The sequence below is a fragment of the Actinocrinis sp. genome (assembly GCF_035605935.1).
GTDB lineage: Bacteria > Actinomycetota > Actinomycetes > Streptomycetales > Catenulisporaceae > Actinocrinis.
Genome location: NZ_DATNGK010000257.1, coordinates 35467 through 53336 on the forward strand (window position 1 = coordinate 35467; position 17870 = coordinate 53336).

Genomic DNA, 17870 nt, shown 5'->3' on the forward strand with positions numbered 1-17870 from the left:
GATCCGCTCAGATGACGGATATCCGTCGGAGGCGATCGAACACCGCTCAGCCGAGCCGGGCCCTTAGTGCGCGGTGCTCGTCCCACAGCGCTTCGGGCAAGTGGTCGCCGAACCGTTCGAAGTGCGGCGGGATCAGTTCGGCCTCGTGCCGCCAGGCCTCGGTGTCCACGGACAGCAGCTGATCGAGGTCCTTGTCGTCGATCTCAAGGCCCTCTAGGTCCAGCGCATCGTGCGTCGGGACGACGCCGATCGGCGTCTCGACGCCGTCTGCGCGGCCGTCCAAGCGGTCCATAATCCACTTGAGCACGCGGCTGTTCTCGCCAAAGCCCGGCCACAGGAAGTGGCCGTCGGTGGCCTTGCGGAACCAGTTCACGTAGTAGATCCGCGGCAGCTTCGCCGGGTCCGCGTTGGCGCCGACCTCGAGCCAGTGTGCGAAATAGTCGCCCATGTTGTAGCCGCAGAACGGGAGCATCGCGAAGGGGTCGTAGCGCAGTTCGCCGACGGTGCCCTCGGCGGCCGCGGTCTTCTCCGAGGCGACATTCGCGCCCAGGAAGACGCCGTGCTGCCAGGACAGCGACTCGGTGACCAGCGGCACGGAGGTGGCGCGGCGGCCGCCGAACAGGATCGCCGAGATCGGCACGCCCTTCGGGTCCTCCCACTCCGAGGCGATGGTCGGGCACTGCGCCGCCGGGACGCAGAAGCGGGAGTTCGGGTGCGCGGCCGGCTCGGTCGAGTCCGGGGTCCAGTCCCGGCCCTTCCAGTCGGTCAGGTGCGCCGGGGGTTGCTCGGTCAGGCCCTCCCACCACACGTCGCCGTCGTCGGTGAGCGCCACGTTGGTGAAGATGGTGTTTTCAGTCAAAGTGGCGATCGCGTTGGCGTTGGTGGTGTCGCTGGTCCCGGGCGCGACGCCGAAGAATCCGGCCTCCGGGTTGATCGCGTAAAGGCGTCCATCCTTGCCGAAACGCATCCACGCGATGTCGTCCCCCACCGTCTCGACCTTCCAGCCAGGCAGGGTCGGCGAGAGCATGGCCAGGTTCGTCTTACCGCACGCGGACGGGAAGCCGGCGGCGATGTACCGCGTCTGGCCGGTGGGCGGGGTCAGCTTCAGGATGAGCATGTGCTCGGCGAGCCAGCCCTCGTCGCGAGCCATCACCGAGGCGATACGCAGCGCGTAGCACTTCTTGCCGAGCAGCGCGTTGCCGCCGTATCCGGACCCGTACGACCAGATCTCGCGGTCCTCAGGGAAGTGGGTGATGTACTTGGTCGGATTGCACGGCCACGGAACATCGGCCTGGCCGGGCTCCAGCGGGGCGCCGACCGAGTGCACGGCCTTGACGAATTCGCCGTCCTCACCGAGTTCGCGCAGGACCGCCGCGCCCATGCGCGTCATGATCCGCATGGACAGCGCGACATACGCGGAATCAGTGATCTCGACGCCGAGCGCGGAGAGCTCAGAGCCCAGCGGCCCCATGGAGAACGGCACGACATAGAGCGTGCGTCCGCGCATCGAACCGTCGAACAGGCCGTGCAGCTTTTCGCGCATTTCGGCAGGGGCGACCCAGTGGTTGGTCGGCCCGGCATCCTGCTCCCGCCGCGAGCAGATGAAAGTGCGATCCTCGACCCGGGCCACGTCTGAGGGGTCTGAGGCCGCGTAGAAGGAGTTGGGCCGCTTTGCGGGGTTCAGCCGCCGCAGGGTGCCCTTCTGGACCAGCTCGCCGGTCAGCCGGGTCCACTCTTCATCGGAGCCGTCGCACCAGACGACCTGCTCCGGCTTGGTCAGTTCGGCGATCTCCTGCACCCAGGAGAGCAAGCCCGGATGACGGGTAGGAGGATTCTCGGACAAAACGGATTCTGCAAGGGCGAACGACATCGCACGCACTCCTAGAGGACGCCGGGGGTCCGCACCTCCCGGGCGTGATGAGGGGTGTTTTGGACTATAGCCACGAGTGTCCGCATCGTGGATACCTAAATCCTACTTATCAGTAACTTACGGATGCGTAGGTTACCCTTGAGAGGGCAACAGCCGCACCGGCGCGGCGTGGTGCAATGTCCGGAAAAGGAATGAAACAGCAGGCCGTAACGGCGGCCAGGAAGTGAGCGCGGTGTGACCAATCTCATGGGTCCGGGCGGTGAGGCGGTGGATCCTCGCACGTCCGCTGTGAGGCAAGTCTCCCCGGCGCAGGCTGTGGCGTCCGCCACAGAAGCGGCCGCGCAGGCGCTGCAACACGCAAAGCCGAAGCTACGCGGCTGGTTCCACGCCGGGACCTTTCCGCTCGCGCTGGCCGCCGGGATCGTGCTGATCGCGCTGGCGCCGACGGCCGGGACCGCGGCGGCGTGCGCGATCTTCGCGGTCAGCTCCTGGCTGCTGTTCGGCGTGAGCGGCGTCTACCACCGCGGCACCTGGGGGCCGAAGACGCAGGCGGTGCTGCGCCGGCTCGACCACACCAACATCTTCCTGATCATCGCGGGGACCTACACGCCGCTCGCGCTCGTCCTGCTGTCGCACCGCTCGGCCGAGGTGCTGCTCACCCTGGTGTGGGCGGGCGCGCTGATCGGCATCGGGATGCGGGTCTTCTGGCTCGGCGCGCCGCGCTGGGTATACGTGCCCTGCTACCTGGCCCTCGGCTGGGCCGCGGTCTTCTACCTGCCGCAGTTCCTGCATCACGGAGGCGGGGCCGTGCTCGGGCTCATCGTCGCGGGCGGGCTGATGTATTCGGCCGGAGCGGTGGTGTACGCGCTCAAGAAGCCGAACCCCTCGCCGAGGTGGTTCGGCTTCCATGAGATCTTCCACGTGTTCACGATCGCGGCCTTCGCCTGCCACTACATCGCGATCTCGATCGTGGTGTACGCGCGGACATAGGCGGGCCGTGTGCTTAGTGCGCCCGCGCGATGTCTACGTAGATGACGTGATCCGTCGGCGACTTCGTCAGCTCGCTAACATGGAAGCCGTCCTGAGCGGCCAGCCCGAGCGCGACTGAGACGGTGCCCTCGAAGTCGCCGTTGAGCACGTACGAACGCAACTCGGGGAAACTGACCGAGACCGGGTTCGTCGGCGAGGGGTTCAACGTCGGGTTGCCGTTGTCGTCGTGAGCCTGCGCCGAACTGAAGGTCAGCTGCAGAAAAGCCGCTCCGGGCAGGGAAACTGGTGCGCCGGAACCCTGGCGAATCACCTGGGCGACGTACCCGGCGCGGAAGCCGGGCGCCTGGCCGGTGAACTCGAGCGAGATCCGGTCATAGCCCCCCTCGGGGTGGGCACCGACGCGGATCGAGGTGACCTCGGGCACCGGGGGGACCGAGCCGGCGAACGGACTGCTGGTGGCTCCCGTCGGCCAAATCGGCACCGTACCCGCCGGACCAGCGGAAACCTTGCCACCGACGGCGCCGCCGCCGCTGGAGGCCGGGCTCGCCGACGCGGTGCTTGATCCCGGCGTCGGGCTTGCGGTCACCGAGACCGGCGTGTTGGTGTTGCCGACCACTGGGAGGCCCTTGTTCCCGTTGCCGGGCACGCTGGTCGCCACGCACGAGGCGATGCCGGCCGCGGTGGCGACGCAGACGGCGGCGATCGAAAGGCGCACCCGCACCCGCTGCCGCTCGCGGGCGACGATGCGAGTGGCGTTGAAGGGAGGCGGCACGGCGCGGTGCGCGTACTCGTCCATGGCGTTCACCAGTTCCTGCTCGAAGGGTGACAATGGACGCTTCATGAGTCTCCCCGATCCGCGAGACGGTTCGGCAGTAGTCGATTCACCGAATTCGTATCCTGGTTCGCAGGCGGCGACCCGGAGGTCGCGAAGTCCGGTTCCGTGCCCAGGGCCGCCCTGAGTTTCGCCAGGCCGCGAGCCGCCTGGGACTTGACTGTCCCGGTCGAGCAGCCCAGCGTGTGCGCGATGTCGGCCTCGGACAGGTCCTCGAAGTAGCGCAGGACCAGCACGGCGCGGATTCCGATCGGCAGCCGCAGCAGTTCGGCGATCATCGACCGCCGCAGCTCCACCTGCTCGACCTGCCGGTTTGGGGACTGGCCGATGGACGCGGACGGCCGCGCGTCGTCGAACGGTACTTCGACGATCCGCTTGCGTATCCGCCACCGGTCTTTCAGGGAGTTGACGAGGATGCGGCGCACGTATGCCTCCGGCTGCTCGGCAGCGGCGACCTTGTCCCAGTGGCGGCAGGCGCGCTCCAGCGCGGACTGCACCAGATCCTGAGCATCCTGACGGTTGCCGGTCAACAGGACGGCGGTGCGGAACAGCGCCGCGGATCGCGCGGTGACGAACTCCTCGAACTCGGTGCGGGCTCTCGCGTCCACATCAACCCCCCTGAACCACGAGCGTTGACGGACCAGACCGCAGGTGGGGGCAGTTAGGTTGTCAGCGCGCCAGAAGTGTGACGCACATCACATTGCCAGCATCGCACTTGGCCCTAACCAGCTCAAGCACTGACCGCCCGCGGCCGGCTCAAGCGCAGAACGGCCCCGGGCAGACGAAGGCCGCCGGGACGTCCGAGAGCAGCGCTTCAGCGACCGCGAGCCCGTAGCCGGCGAAGCGTGGCGCGCGGTCGGCCAGACGGGACGCGGCCGCGAGAGCGCGATGTGCGTCGTCGAGGTGGTCGAGGGAACCGGCGGTCACGGCGTACGCGACGAACCCGGCCGCCGCGGCGGACGTGCCGGACGGAGTCGCGTTGTCGGTCGGATCACTCGGCCGGAAGTACAGCGCGTCCGCGTCACCCGCGGTGTCGTGGAAACCCGCGTCCGAGACGAACTGCTCGCGCACTGTTTCCAGCAGCTGCGCGGCGCGGTCGAGCCACTGCTTGTCACCGGTCGCCGAGTACAGCACGCAGAAGCCCTCAGCTACGCAGCCGTAGTCCTCCAACACACCGGGATTCGTCGAAGCGATTCCATTGCGGGAGGTGCGCACCAGCCGACCGTCACGCAGGTGTACCTCTGCCAGCAGCCGAGCCGCGTCGAGCGCGGCGTCGAGCAGGTGCGGCATGTCAAAGGCCAGCGACGCCTCGACCAGCGCGGTGATGGCGAGGCCGTTCCAGGCGGCGACGATCTTGTCATCCTGGTGCGGCTGCGGGCGCTCCCCGCGCGCTTCGAGCAGGGTGATCCGCGCGCGGTGGTAGCGCGGCTCGTCCTCCAGGGCCGGGTCGGCGAGCATTTCGAGTACTGACGTGCCGTGCTCGAACGTGCCTTTGTCGGTGACGTGGAAGAAGTCCGCAGCCCACGCCCCGTCCTCCTCGCCGAGGACCTCGCGCAACTGTGCCGGCGTCCAGACGTAGGTCAGACCTTCGACGCCCTCGGTGTCTGCATCGAGCGCCGAGGCGAAACCGCCTTCCGCAGTACGCAGCGAGGCGAGCAGGAACTTAGCCGTCTGCGCCGCGATGCGCGCGAAGAAGCCTGCTCCGGCACTGGAGCCGGGAGCGGGAGCGGGAGCGGAACCCGGATCGTCGGACGCAACTGCCTTGTGCATCAAGGTATACACGCGCAGAAGCAATGCATTGTCGTAGAGCATCTTCTCGAAGTGCGGCACTGTCCACGTGGCGTCGACGGCGTATCGCGCGAATCCGCCGGCAAGCTGGTCGTAGATCCCGCCGCGCGCCATCGCCTCGCACGTGCGCCGCACCATGTCCAGCGCATGAAACGACCCGGTACGCGCGTGATGCCGCAGCAGGTGCAGCAGCGTCATCGACGGCGGGAACTTCGGCGCGCCACCGAATCCGGCATGCGCATCATCGAATTCGTGCACCAACACGGACACGGCCGCGGCTAGCTGCGTCTCCCCCGGCGCGCCGCCGTCCACAGGTGCGGCAGTCTGTGCGAGCTTGCCGGCGATGTCCTCCCCCACCCGCTCGACCTCGGACCGGCGCTCCCGCCAGGTCGTGCCCACGGCGTCGAGCAGCGTCCGGAACGAGGGCATCGCGCCGCGCGACTCGCGCGGAAAGTAGGTGCCGCAGTAGAACGGCTTGCCCTCCGCCGTGGCGAACACCGTCATCGGCCAGCCGCCCTGCCCGGTCATCGCCTGCGTCGCGGTCATGTACACGGCGTCGACGTCGGGCCGCTCCTCGCGGTCGACCTTCACGCACACGAACCCGGCGTTCATCGCCGCCGCGGTCTCCGGGTCCTCGAACGACTCATGCGCCATGACGTGACACCAGTGGCATGCCGCGTATCCGATCGAGATCAGCAGCGGCACGTCACGCCGTCTCGCTTCGGCAAACGCCTCCTCGCACCACGGCCACCAATCGACCGGGTTATCCGCGTGCTGGAGCAGGTAAGGAGAGGTCGCGGTGCCGAGCCGGTTCATAAACTCAGCCTCTCACAGGCTGCCCGGAGCGTCCGCTTCAACCTGGGACGACGCTGAAGTTTGATCATCTACGCTCCACTCGGCGCGATCCCGGCGTCTCATCCCGCATGCTGCTCGCAAGGTCGCAGCGAGGGCGGCAGATGCGGCCGCGGCGCCGTGCCAGCGCCGACTACGTGCGAGGTGTGTAATGGCGCTGATCGCTGTTTGATCGCTGCTTCGAGGGAGGCCGGCGTTGATCGGATTGCAGGGGCGGGTGACCGGGCGGATCGCTCCCGGCCTGGTCGGCGAAGTGATGGTGCAGGTACGCGGCGGCGCCGAGGCGTTCATGGCTTACGCCGCGGATACCGGCGAGCAGATCGCGGTCGGCACGATCGTTGTCGTGCTCGAATACCATCCGCCGCGCACAGTGTACGTTTCGGCGCTCTGACAGCCTTCTTACGTGACCCGGGTGTGCGGCCAAGGTTCGGCGGGTGTACACCAGTAGACGGAGACCCGCGGCATGGGGCTGCGGCTCCATTCGTACAGGGGACGGTGCCAACTGTTCCCCTCACTACGTTCGGGGAAGTGACTTCACAGTGCCGACGGCACTCATTCTCGCGGGGATCATCGCTGCCTGCGTCGTCGTGGCAGTGCTCATATTCAAGCTGATGTGGCGGGTGGCCGAGCCGAACGAGGCTCTGCTGATCTCCGGCGCCCGCCACCGCATCGAGGGCGTCGACGAGGGCATGGGCTTCCGGATCATCACCGGCCGCGGCACCCTCGTGGTGCCCGGGGTGCAGGCGGTTCGCAAGCTCGCGCTCGACCTGAACGAGGCGGACCTGTCCGTGGACTGCGTTACCAGCCAGGGCATCCCGGTCCACGTCCAAGGCGTGGTGATCTTCAAGGTCGGCGACGACCGGGTGTCCATCGCCAACGCCGCCCGCCGGTTCCTCGACCAGCAGAGCAACATGGCAGTGCGGGTGCACAACATCCTGGCCGGTCATCTTCGCTCGATCGTGGGCAGCCTGACCATCGAGGAGATGATCCGCGACCGCGAGCGGCTGACCGAGCAGACCCGCGCCACCTCCGGCCACGAGATGGAGAAGCTCGGGCTGACCATCGACTCGCTGCAGATCCAGGAGATCGAGGACCCCACCGGGTATATCAAGGCTTTGGCCGCGCCGCACACCGCGGCCGTGCAGCGTGACGCCCGCATCGCCCAGGCCGCCGCCGAACGCACCGCCACCGAGGCGGAGGCCGAGGCGAACGCGCGCAAGGCCGAGGCGATCCGCAACTCGAACATCCAGCAGGCCGGCTACCAGGCCGAGGTCGACAAGGCCCAGGCGACGGCGAAGATGGCCGGCCCGCTCTCCGAGGCCGCCGCCCGCCAGGAGGTCGTCGTGCAGGAGACCCGGGTCGCCGAACTCGAGGCGCAGAAGCGGGAACAGCAACTGCAGGCCGACGTGCGAAAGCCCGCCGACGCTCGAGCGTATGAGACGGTCACCATCGCCCAGGCGCAGCGCGAGGCCAAGGTGCACGAGGCGGAGGCCGAGGCAAAGGAGACCGAACTGCGCGCCGGCGCCGACGCCACCCGCGTCAGGGCCGCCGCCGAGGCGGACGCCGCAGCCACCCGCGCCCGCGGCCTGGCCAGCGCCGAGTTCACCCGCGCCACCGGCGCCGCCGAGGCCGCCGCCGCTCAGGCCAGAGGCTTGGCGGAGGCTGAGGCCGCTAAGGCGAAGGGGCTCGCCGAGGCGGAAGCCGTCAAGGCGAAGGGCCTGGCGGAAGCCGAGGGGATCAAGGCCCGCGCCGCGGCGCTGGCGGAGAACCAGGAGGCTGTCATCGCCCAGCAGCTGGCCGAGAACTGGCCGGCGATCGTGCACGCCGGGGCCGAGGCCTTCGCGGGCGTGGATCACATGGTCGTGCTCAACGGCGCCGACGGTGTCAACGAGTTGCTGGCCAAGGCGCTCACGATGGGCGGCACCGGGCTCGGACTGGCCCGGCAACTGCTGGCCGGCATGGCACCGGGCACCGCGCACGCCACCGCGCTCGACGGCGCCGCGCCGGATAAGGCGGCTTCAGACGATCACCTGGGAGTGATTGAGATCAAGTAGCGCGGCTCAGCGATTGCGCAGGTAGCGGGCGCCGAAGCGGAACGAGCGAGTCTCGCCGGGGCCGAGGAGCAGCGCGCCTGCGCATTCCGCGCGGTTGAACGCATTGGTGATGGCCTCGACCGGTTCGAGCGCGATACTGCGGCGCCGATCGCGAGCCAGGGTGTCCCCGGTGAAGACGTGCATTGATCCGCCGAACTGCCAGACGCGCAGTTCATCAGAGGTCCGACTGTGGCGCAGGACCGTCTCGCAGCGCTTATCGCCGGCGGCAAGGTCAGTGAAACAGGCATCGATGACGAGGCCGCTCAACTTGCGTGGGCGGCGGAAATCCATCGCGGGGTTCTCGTCGAGCGGCTGATACGCGGCGTCGCCGTCGAGCGGGATCAACGCTTCATCGGTGTGGACGATGGTGCGCGCGGGGATTTCTAGCGTCCAGTCGTCGACTGTGCCCGGCAGGCGGAAGTATGGGTGCCAACCTGCGGCGTACGGGGCGGCGGATGCGCCCGTGTTCGTCGCATAGGTCGTGACCGTGACTTCCTTCGCCGTGATGAGGTAGGTGACGGCGAGATCCAGCGCGAATGGATAGCCGGGGTGCCCCGCGGCATCGATGCGGCCGGTGAAGGTCAGCCGGGCGGCGAGGTCGGAAACCACGGCTTCGGCGAGATCGAAGGGGTGCTCTCGCGCGAAGCCGTGGTAGATCAACCGTGCTGTCTTGCCGGGTAGCAGGTCGTGTTCGACGCCTGCGAACGTGTAGCGGGCATCGGCGATGCGGTTCGGGAACGGCGCGAGCACACCGTTGCGCACGCCGTTCTGCGCAAGCAGTTCGGCCTCGTCGCGGTAGCCGTCAGTCAGGTCGAACGGCGCGCCGAGCCGATTCACCTCCCACCGCAGCAGGGTCGCCCCGCGCCGCGCCAGGATCACCCGGGCGCCGCCGGGCGCGGACACGATAACGACCGGCTCAGAGCCGAGGTGGCCGTGGTCGATCAGGTAGCTCTTCGGCGGATATCCGTCAGCTGAGCCGGTCGTCAGGTGTGTCATGTCAGCGATCAGTCGGCGGCCGCGGTGAGCTTCTTCGCGCCGGTCATGATCGCGACCGCGTCCTCCATCGAGTGTGTCTTCGGCGAGATGACACCCGCGCAGGCGCCGAGCCGCTGGATGTGGATCCGATCGGCGACCTCGAACACGTTCGGCATGTTGTGACTGATCAGGATGATCGCGAGCCCGTTGTCGCGCAGCTCGCGGATCAGCTTGAGCACCTGACCGGTCTCCCGCACGCCGAGCGCGGCGGTCGGCTCGTCGAGGATGACCACCTTGCTGCCGAACGCACCGGCGCGGGCGACCGCGACCGCCTGGCGCTGGCCGCCGGACAGCGTCTCCACCGCCTGGCCGATGTTCTGCAGGGTGCTGATACCGAGGTGCTTGATGTGCTCGGCGGACTGCCGCTTCATCTCGCCGGTGTCCAGCATCCGCAGCACCGAACCGAGCGGGCCCTTGCGGCGCACCTCGCGCGCCAGAAAGAGATTGCTCGCGATGTCGAGCGCCGGCGCGACCGCAAGGGTCTGATACACCGTCTCGATCCCGGCCTCGCGGGCATCCTGCGGTCGCCGGAAGTTGACCTCGGCGCCGTTCACGCGGATGGTGCCGCGGTCCGGCGTCAGCGCTCCAGAGAGGCACTTGATCAGCGTGGACTTGCCGGCGCCGTTGTCGCCGATGACCGCCAGCACTTCGCCGGGGTACAGCGTCAGGTCCACGTCGTCGAGCCCGACGACGCGGCCGAACAGCTTCACCAGGCCCTTGGCTTCGAGGACCGGAAGGTTGCCTGCCGCGTTCATGCCTTCACGCTCCTGATCCACTGGTCGACCGAAACCGCGGCGATGACCAGCAGGCCGACCGCGAGCACCTGGTAGTTGGGGTCGAGCCCGGCCAGCGCCAGTCCGTTGTCGAAAACCTGCACGATCAGCGCGCCGATCAGCGAGCCGACCACGACGCCGCGGCCGCCGAACAGGCTGGTGCCGCCGATGACCACGGCGGTGATCGACTCGAGGTTGGCGTTCAGGCCGCTGTTCGGGTCACCGCCGCCGACCCGGCCGACCAGGATCCAGGCCGCCACCGCGATCGCGACGCCGGCGACCATGTAAGCGCTCAACAACACCCGGTTGACCGAAATACCGGCCAGACGTGAGGCTTCCGCGTCGTCACCGACCGCGTACAGGTGCCGGCCCCACGCGGTGTAGCGCAGTGCGAACCCGATGACGATGTACAGCCCGATCATCATCAGTACGCCGGTGGTCAAGTGCAGCGAGCCGATCGAGACTGTGTTGCCGCTCCACAGGAGGAAAGCGCCGGGCTGCAGTGCGATCGTCTGGCCCTTGGCGTAGATGAGCGTGATCGCGGTGAAGATGCTCAGGGTGCCGAGGGTGACGATGAACGGTGGCAGCTTGATCCTGGTGACCAGCAAGCCGTTGACTGCCTGCGCGACCACCGCGATGACCACGCCGATGAGAAGCGCGAAGACACCGGGCACGTGCTGGTCGAAGGCGAGCTTCGACATGACCAGCGAGGCGAGCACCATCACCGCGCCGATCGACAGATCGATGCCCGCGGTGAGGATGACCAGGGTCTGCCCGGCCGCCAGCGCGCCGACCACGGCGACCTGCTGCGCCACCAGGGAGAGGTTCTGCAGGTGGTAGAAGCGGCTGTTGAGCAGTCCGAAGGCCACCGCGGCCAGCACCAGCACGATGGCGGGGCTGAGCGCGGGCTGCTTGTGCAACACCGAGTGGACGCGCTGGCCCACGGTCGGCGGCCGGTTGAGGAACTCCTCGGCCGTGGCCGGTGCGGCCGGGCCGTCTAGCGAAATGGTCACGGCAATCCCCTTCGATGGTGACCAGCGGAACGGGTGATCTGCGGAAAAAGGCGGGCGAGCGGAGGGGGTTGGACGGGTGCGCCGGCACGTAGTGCGGACGCGTCGGCACACCCGGCTCTGGCCCCGTTCGGCCCTGTCTTCAAAGGTTCGCCTGGGCCGCGGCGCCCCTTTGAAGACAGGGCCTGGGCGCAGTGTTCACTAAGGGCATGTTCATCAAGGCCAAGTCAGCCCCGGGTCAGCTGCCCCAGCAGGCGGACGCCGCGTCCGTCGGCGACTGGATGGTCACGCCGGGGTAGCTCTTGGTCGCGACGAGCGCGGTGCCGGTGTCGAAGAAGGACTTGCCCTGCGTCACGCTCGGCTTCGAGCCGCCGCGGGCCAGCTTCGCGATCGAGTCCACGCCGAGAGCGGCCATCTTGCCGGGGTACTGCACCGCGTCGGCGGTGAATTCGCCGGTGCCCACCAGCTTGAGGCCGGAGCAGCTGCCGTCGATCGCGTAAACCGCGACCTGGCTCTGCTTGCCCGCGGCCTTCAGCGCGTTGTACGCGCCTTCCGCGGCCGGCTCGTTGATCGCGTAGACCACGTTGATGTTCGGGTTCGCGGACAGGCAGTTTTCCATCGCGGTACGGCCACCGTCGATGGCGCCCTGCGTCGGCTGGTGGCAGGCGATGGTGTACGAGCCGCCGCCGGTGTACGTGCCGGTCTTGGCTTCCTGCGCGTTCTGCGTGGTGCTGCCCGGGTTGATGCCCATGCCTTCGAGGAAGCCGTGATCGCGGTCGATGTCGACGGAGACGACCTGGTTGTTGAAGAGGTCGAGCATGGCGATCACGGCCGGCTTGCCGCCGAGCGCGGCGGCCGCGTACTGGCCGTCGAGCTTTCCGGCCTGGGTGTTGTCCGTGGCGTAGGTGATGTCCGCGACGCTCGGCGGGTTCGGCGCGGTGTCCAGCGCGATGACGAACAGGCCGGCCTGCTTGGCCTGGTTGAGCGCCGCGTTGACCGCGTCGCCGTTCGTGGTGATCAGGATTCCCTTGTCGCCGCGGGAGATCGCGTTGTCGATCGCGCTGATCTGGCTCTGCGTGTCGCCGTCCTTGTTGCCGGCCGCGACGGTCAGGTTCACGTTGTCCTTGGCCGCGGCCGTCTTGGCGTCGTTCTCCATGCTCACGAAGTACGGGTTCGTCAAAGTCTTGAGGATCAGCGAGACGCCGACCTTTGAGCCGCCGCCGGAACCGGAGCCGCCGGAACCGCTGGCCGTGCCGCTGGAGGAGGAGCTACAGGCCGCGAGTGCGGCGACAGCGCACAGCGCGGTTCCAGCGGCGGCCGCGCGGGCGCGTCGGCTCAGGCGCGGCGCCGGGGTGCTCGTCGTCGAGCTGTCCATGGTTCAAGCCTCTCTGGGACGTTCGCTGGGTGAGGGTGGATCCGGAGGTCCTGATCTAGCGTGTCCCGCTGAGGCTCGTTCCGCACTTTCGAAGAACCTCGGGACAACGTTGTCTCGCCGCGATACTCTCTCTTATGCGAGAATGCGTCAAGCCACAGGCAGAGACCCGTGTGCAACGAGTCGGTAACGCAACCCCCAGGGGAGACAACGATGCCTCACGCGGAACCCGGTCCAGTGCGGCCGGCCGGACGGCCCACCATGCGGGACGTCGCGGCGCTGGCCGGGGTGGCGATCAAGACCGTCTCCCGCGTGGTCAACGGGGTCAGCACGGTTGATCCAGTGCTCGCGGCCCGGGTCCGGGAGGCAGCCGACAAGCTGGGCTACCGGCCGAACCTGACGGCGAGCAATCTGCGCCGCAGCGACGGGCGGACCGCCACCATCGGGATGCTGGTCGAGGACGCGGCGAACCCCTTCTCCGCGGCGCTGATGCGGGCGGTCGAGGACACCGCGCGGGAGCGCGACGTGCTGGCGCTGTTCGGCAGCCTGGACGAGGACGCGACGCGGGAGCGCGAACTGGCCGGTGCGTTCATCGACCGGCGGGTGGACGGGCTGCTGATCGTGCCGGCCGGCCAGGACCACAGCTACCTGATCAAGGAACGCGCCGCCGGGACCTGCCTGGTGTTCGTCGACCGCGAGCCGAAGCTGCTCGATGCCGACGCGGTGCTCTCGGACAACCGGACCGGCGCCATAAACGCGGTTGACCACCTGCTCGCGGGCGGTCACCGGCGCATCGCGTACCTCGGTGACCGGCTCTCCATCTCCACGGCCGCGCAGCGCTTCGACGGCTTCCGGCACGCGCTGGAGCTCGCGCGGCTGAAGGCGGACGAGCAGCTCATCTGGCACGAGGCGAGTTCGGAGCGGGCCGCGATCGAGGCGACCGAGCGGATGCTGCGGCTGCCCGATCCGCCCACCGCGCTGTTCACCGGACAGAACTTGATCACGATAGGCGCGAGCCGGGCGCTGCGCGCGCTGGGCTTGCAGGACGAGGTCGCGATGGTCGGGTTCGACGATTTCCCGCTCGCGGACATGCTGCGGCCGGGGATCACGGTTGTCGCGCAGGACATCGAGGCGCTCGGCAGGCTCGCCGCGGAAACGCTGTTTCGCAGGCTGGACGGTGACACCTCGCCGACGAGCACGCGCATCATCCCGACGCGTCTGATCACGCGTGGCTCGGGCGAGATCGCGGCCCCGGCGGCGCGCGGCCTGAACAGTCGAGACAGGCGGGCGGCCTCGTGACGCGGCCCTTCTCAGCCGCCGAGCCGCTGCTGACGGTGATCGGGGAAGCCCTCATTGATCTAGTGCCCGGCTCCAGCCCCGGCGACTACCAGGCCAGGCCTGGCGGCAGTCCGTTCAACGTGGCGATCGGGCTGGCGCGTCTGGACCATCGCACGGTGCTGATGGCCAGGCTCGCGGACAACGCCTTCGGCAGGCTGTTGCGCGAGCACGCCGCCGCGGAGAATGTCGATCTGACCAGCGCGCCGCTCGCCACCGAGCCGACGACGCTCGCGGTCGTATCCCTGGACGCGCAGGGCCAGGCCGGGTACGACTTCTATCTCGACGGCACGGCCGACTGGCAGTGGACTGATACGGAGCTGGCGCGCATTCCGCCGGACACCACGATCCTGCACGTCGGTTCGCTCGCGTCATGGACGCAGCCGGGCAATCGGCATATCCAGGCCGCGGTGGCGCGATCGCGCGAGCAAGGCAGCACCCTAATCAGTTATGACCCGAATATCCGGCCTTTACTGTTAGGGAAACCCGAGCAGGCGCGACCCCTGGTCGAAGACTTCGTGTCCGTGGCGCACCTGGTGAAGGCCAGCCGTGAGGACGTGGAATGGCTATATCCGCAGACCGCTATCGCAGAGGTCGGCGACCGCTGGCTGAAGCTGGGCGCGCTGGCCGTGGTGATCACGGACGGCCCGAACGGAGCGCACCTGCTGCGTCCCGACGCGGCGCCGGTACACCGGCCGGGCCGCAAGATCCAGCTGGTAGACACGATCGGCGCGGGTGACGCGTTCACCTCCGGACTGCTCGGCGGCCTGGTGCGGCGCGGACTGCACACGCCGCAGCTGCTCAGTCAGTGCCCTGCCGAACTGCTGGCCGAGACTGTCGACGAAGCAGTGCTGGTCTCCGCGCTCACCTGCGAGCGGGTGGGCGCCGATCCGCCGTTCGCGGCCGCGCTGGCCTGACAGTGCTGCCGGAAAAGCGGATCGAGCCGGCCACCGCGCTATGCGGCAACCGGCTCGATCCCTCGTCCCGCTGACGGCGGACCGGGATCCGCTACGGCCAGATCGACGAGAGCTGCCAGGCGGTCAGGTGCTGCACGGTGGCTGAGCCGCCAGCAGCGAACGCATCGACTCCAATCGCAGTCGAGTCCGGGAAGATCTGGTCGGTGAGAACGACCTCGCCCTGATCGCCGAAGACCTCGACCGATGAGGCGTCCACCAGGACATGCAGCTTCAGATCGCCGCCGCCAAGCGGCAAGGGAGCACTCTGCACGCCGTAGAACGTCGGATCGAAGCCCGTGTTCCCGGAGTGCGATCGATCGAGGTAAAGCTGCTGCGTCGCGGTGTCGTAGCCGATCTGCGTGTACTGACCCGATCCGACGCGCACGTCGAGACCGAATCGGGCTGCGTTGCCCGCGTTGAGATCGGCGTTGATTTCAAGTGTCTGTCCGTTCACGGCAAGCGGCCGCGTGCCATTCGTCACCGACAGAGCGGGAGCGTTGTAGGCGCCAGGCTGACGCAGCGTATTGAGTTGGTTGACCGGCTGCTGCACGAGCCGCACCGCGCCGTCGATCGTGCGCAGCGACACCTCGCGCGGGAACGTGTCCGCACTGCGCCACGGCGAGGTGGGGATGTTCCCGCCGTAGTCCCAGTTGTTCATCCACGCGATCTCGATCCGCTTGCCGCCGGGTGCGTCGTTATAGCTGGCGGTGGCGTAGAAATCCTCGCCGTAGTCGATCCAGTGCGCGCGCTGGACGCTGCTGAGCGCGGGCGTGTCGGCGAAGGTGAGCTGGTCGGCGTTGACGTGACCCCAACTGCCGACGTTGTCGTCCACGACCTGGATCTGCGCCGTCTTGCCGATCAGGGAGCTGACGTTCCACGAGGTCCAGTCCAGCGCCTCGGCGTTCTGTCCGGTGGCGCTGTCCACCACCTTGCCGTCAACCACCAGATTGACGCCGGTCTCGGGGTTGTATGGCGCGGCGGCGGCCGAGGAGAAGACTAGGTGGTCGACCATCAGGTGGCCCCAGCCGGTGGAGCCGTTGTTCTGGTCGACCACCTGGATGGTGGCCTGTTGGCCCTTGTACTGTGCGACGTTCCACGAGGTCCAGTCCATGTCGCCGCTGTTCTTGCCGGTCGCGGTGGCCACCACGCTGCCGTTGATCAGTAGGTTGATTGCGGTCGGGTTCGGCTGGTCCATCGGGTGGTCGCCGCCCGCGATCAGGAAGTCGATGTAGTTCGAGTTGACCGTGAAGGTGGGAGAGGTGATCGTGCCCTCAGCCCCGTCGCAGCTCACCACGCAGGTGTCCAGCGCCCGGGGATCGATCTGCCCCGGCAGGCTCTCGGCGGTCGGGCCCGCGTTCGCGAAGTCACCGGTCGCGCTCCAGCCGGCGCCCCAGCCGGAGCTGAAGTCGTCGAACACCGGCCCGGCAGGAGCGGTGCCGTAAAGCACACCGCCGGGCACATACGCGTGATCGCCGCCGCCGACCAGGAAGTTGATATAGGGCTGGCTGATGGTGAAGCTCGGGGAGGTCAGGGTGCCGGTGGTCGAGTCGCCGTTGATGAAGCTGTTCACCAGGCCGTGGCCGAGGTAGCCGGTGACCGTCTGCTGGCCGGGCAGTGTTCCCTGCGCGGGCCCGTTGCCGAACGCGGCGCCGGTAGTCGTCCAGCCGTCGCCGTAGCCGGATCCTTCGAAATCCGCGAAGACGTTTCCAGGGGGCGGGGTGTAGCCGGCCGGGTCGTCGGAGGTGAAGGTTGTTCCGTTGAACGTCCCGACGAAGTACTGCGCGCCGGAGCCTCCCGCGTATGAGCCCGGATTGATGTTGACGACCAGGACCCACTTGATGTTCTGCGGATTCCCGTCGACCGCGAGCGGATACAGGTCAGGGCATTCCCATACGCCGCCGGTGGCGCCCGCCGGGCCGAACTCGCTCAAATACGTCCACTGCTTGAGGTTCGTCGAGGAGTAGAAGTAGACCTCGTGCAAGTCCGAGCGGGCGACCACCATCAGCCACTCGTTGCCAGGCGCGTACCAGAACACCTTCGGGTCGCGGAAGTTCTGCGAGCCGAGGTCGAGGACCGGATTGCCGGAGTACTTGGTCCAGGTCGTGCCGCCGTCGAGGCTGTAGGCCAGCGCCTGCTGCTGAACGCCGGTCGCCTTCTGGGCGCTGGTGTAGACGGCGACCAGGGGCGGGTTCTGCGCAGTGCCCAGGCCGCTGGAGTTGGTCTTGTCGTAGACGACGCTGCCGGAGAAGACGTACTCGCTGGAGTCCTGCGGGATGGCCACCGGCTTCTCGGTCCAGTGCACCAGGTCCGTGCTGACCGCGTGACCCCACTCGATGTTGCCCCAGGTCGAGCCGGAGGGGTTGTACTGGAAGAACAGGTTGTACTGGCCGTGGTAGTAGATCAGGCCATTGGGATCATTCATCCAGTTCTGCGCGGGAGTGAAGTGATACTGCGGCCGGTAGAGCTCCTGATAGGCGGCGCTGCCGGCGGTGCCGGCCGCGGCAGTGTCAGCTCCGGCGGCCGAGGCGGTCGCCGGCAGCAGCAGCGCGCACAACGCGAGCGCCGCGGCGGCAAGGCGGCGGCGCCTTCGGCGGATCGGCCTTGACGCCTCAATCGGATAAGGATGCGAACGCACGCGGTTCCTCCTCGGTCAGCCCTGGCGGACCTGCGGCAGCCGCTGAGTTCCCGGTGAGACAACGTTGTCTCAGCTAGCCGCAAGACCGAGACAACGTTGTCTCAGGGATGGCGGTCACACTACTCGTCCGGCCTCGGTCCAACAAGAGCTTGGTTCGATCCAGCGGGCGTTCAACAAGGGTTCGGTTCGTCAAGCGGATGAGCGTGGCCGGCGCCGCATCCGCGCTCGGCCCAGCGGGCAAGACTGAAAGTCTCATCCGCGGCTCGACTGGTTACCGGTTCCGACCTCGGCGGCAGCGGCCGCCGCCGCGTCGCGGGACCGCTCGGTTG

At 68.1% G+C, this 17870-nt stretch carries 14 protein-coding genes; 5 read left to right on the top strand and 9 right to left on the bottom strand.

Annotated features, from left to right (window positions below; translation table 11 throughout):
• Window positions 1–46: 46 nt before the first annotated feature.
• Window positions 47–1870 (bottom strand): phosphoenolpyruvate carboxykinase (GTP), encoded by a 1824-nt coding sequence (locus VN779_RS20395; protein WP_325725746.1) that lies wholly within the window; start codon window positions 1868–1870, stop codon window positions 47–49.
• Between the two features lie 246 nt (window positions 1871–2116).
• Between VN779_RS20395 and trhA the strand changes: the two genes are divergently transcribed.
• Window positions 2117–2860, top strand: coding sequence for a PAQR family membrane homeostasis protein TrhA (trhA, locus tag VN779_RS20400; RefSeq protein ID WP_414639730.1), 744 nt, complete (start codon window positions 2117–2119; stop codon window positions 2858–2860).
• A gap of 13 nt (window positions 2861–2873) precedes the next feature.
• Here trhA and VN779_RS20405 read toward each other — a convergent pair whose 3' ends face one another.
• The 3 genes from VN779_RS20405 to VN779_RS20415 form a co-directional block, all read right to left on the bottom strand.
• The gene (locus VN779_RS20405; protein WP_325725750.1) at window positions 2874–3701 is read right to left on the bottom strand and encodes an AMIN-like domain-containing (lipo)protein; all 828 of its coding nucleotides are present in this window, start codon (window positions 3699–3701) and stop codon (window positions 2874–2876) included.
• The gene (locus VN779_RS20410; RefSeq protein ID WP_325725752.1) at window positions 3698–4300 is read right to left on the bottom strand and encodes a SigE family RNA polymerase sigma factor; all 603 of its coding nucleotides are present in this window, start codon (window positions 4298–4300) and stop codon (window positions 3698–3700) included. Before VN779_RS20410 ends, VN779_RS20405 begins: the two co-directional genes overlap by 4 nt.
• A gap of 148 nt (window positions 4301–4448) precedes the next feature.
• Entirely contained in the window at window positions 4449–6296 is a 1848-nt protein-coding gene (locus VN779_RS20415) for a thioredoxin domain-containing protein (protein ID WP_325725755.1), read from the bottom strand.
• Window positions 6297–6528: 232 nt separating this feature from the next.
• Here VN779_RS20415 and VN779_RS20420 point away from each other — a divergent pair, with 232 nt between their 5' ends.
• Window positions 6529–6723: a hypothetical protein gene (locus tag VN779_RS20420; RefSeq protein ID WP_325725757.1), complete on the top strand. Its 195-nt coding sequence runs from the start codon at window positions 6529–6531 to the stop codon at window positions 6721–6723.
• A gap of 220 nt (window positions 6724–6943) precedes the next feature.
• Window positions 6944–8386: an SPFH domain-containing protein gene (locus tag VN779_RS20425; protein ID WP_349260867.1), complete on the top strand. Its 1443-nt coding sequence runs from the start codon at window positions 6944–6946 to the stop codon at window positions 8384–8386.
• Between the two features lie 6 nt (window positions 8387–8392).
• On the opposite strand, the gene VN779_RS20430 is transcribed toward VN779_RS20425, so the two are convergent.
• The 4 genes from VN779_RS20430 to VN779_RS20445 all read right to left on the bottom strand — a co-directional run bounded on the left by VN779_RS20430 (window position 8393) and on the right by VN779_RS20445 (window position 12618).
• Window positions 8393–9421, bottom strand: a complete 1029-nt coding sequence (locus VN779_RS20430) for an aldose 1-epimerase (protein WP_325725761.1) — start codon at window positions 9419–9421, stop codon at window positions 8393–8395.
• Between the two features lie 8 nt (window positions 9422–9429).
• Window positions 9430–10215: an ATP-binding cassette domain-containing protein gene (locus VN779_RS20435; protein ID WP_325725763.1), complete on the bottom strand. Its 786-nt coding sequence runs from the start codon at window positions 10213–10215 to the stop codon at window positions 9430–9432.
• Window positions 10212–11246: an ABC transporter permease gene (locus VN779_RS20440; RefSeq protein WP_325725765.1), complete on the bottom strand. Its 1035-nt coding sequence runs from the start codon at window positions 11244–11246 to the stop codon at window positions 10212–10214. The genes VN779_RS20435 and VN779_RS20440 overlap by 4 nt, the downstream gene beginning before the upstream one ends.
• 235 nt (window positions 11247–11481) lie before the next feature.
• Complete coding sequence (locus VN779_RS20445; protein WP_325725767.1) at window positions 11482–12618, bottom strand: substrate-binding domain-containing protein; 1137 nt, start codon at window positions 12616–12618, stop codon at window positions 11482–11484.
• A 210-nt stretch (window positions 12619–12828) separates the two neighbouring features.
• Here VN779_RS20445 and VN779_RS20450 point away from each other — a divergent pair, with 210 nt between their 5' ends.
• Complete coding sequence (locus VN779_RS20450) at window positions 12829–13914, top strand: LacI family DNA-binding transcriptional regulator (protein WP_325725769.1); 1086 nt, start codon at window positions 12829–12831, stop codon at window positions 13912–13914.
• Entirely contained in the window at window positions 13911–14867 is a 957-nt protein-coding gene (locus VN779_RS20455) for a carbohydrate kinase (RefSeq protein WP_325725772.1), read from the top strand. Before VN779_RS20450 ends, VN779_RS20455 begins: the two co-directional genes overlap by 4 nt.
• Before the next feature lie 91 nt (window positions 14868–14958).
• Here VN779_RS20455 and VN779_RS20460 read toward each other — a convergent pair whose 3' ends face one another.
• Window positions 14959–17541, bottom strand: coding sequence for a GH32 C-terminal domain-containing protein (locus VN779_RS20460; RefSeq protein WP_325725774.1), 2583 nt, complete (start codon window positions 17539–17541; stop codon window positions 14959–14961).
• Window positions 17542–17870 lie beyond the last annotated feature (329 nt).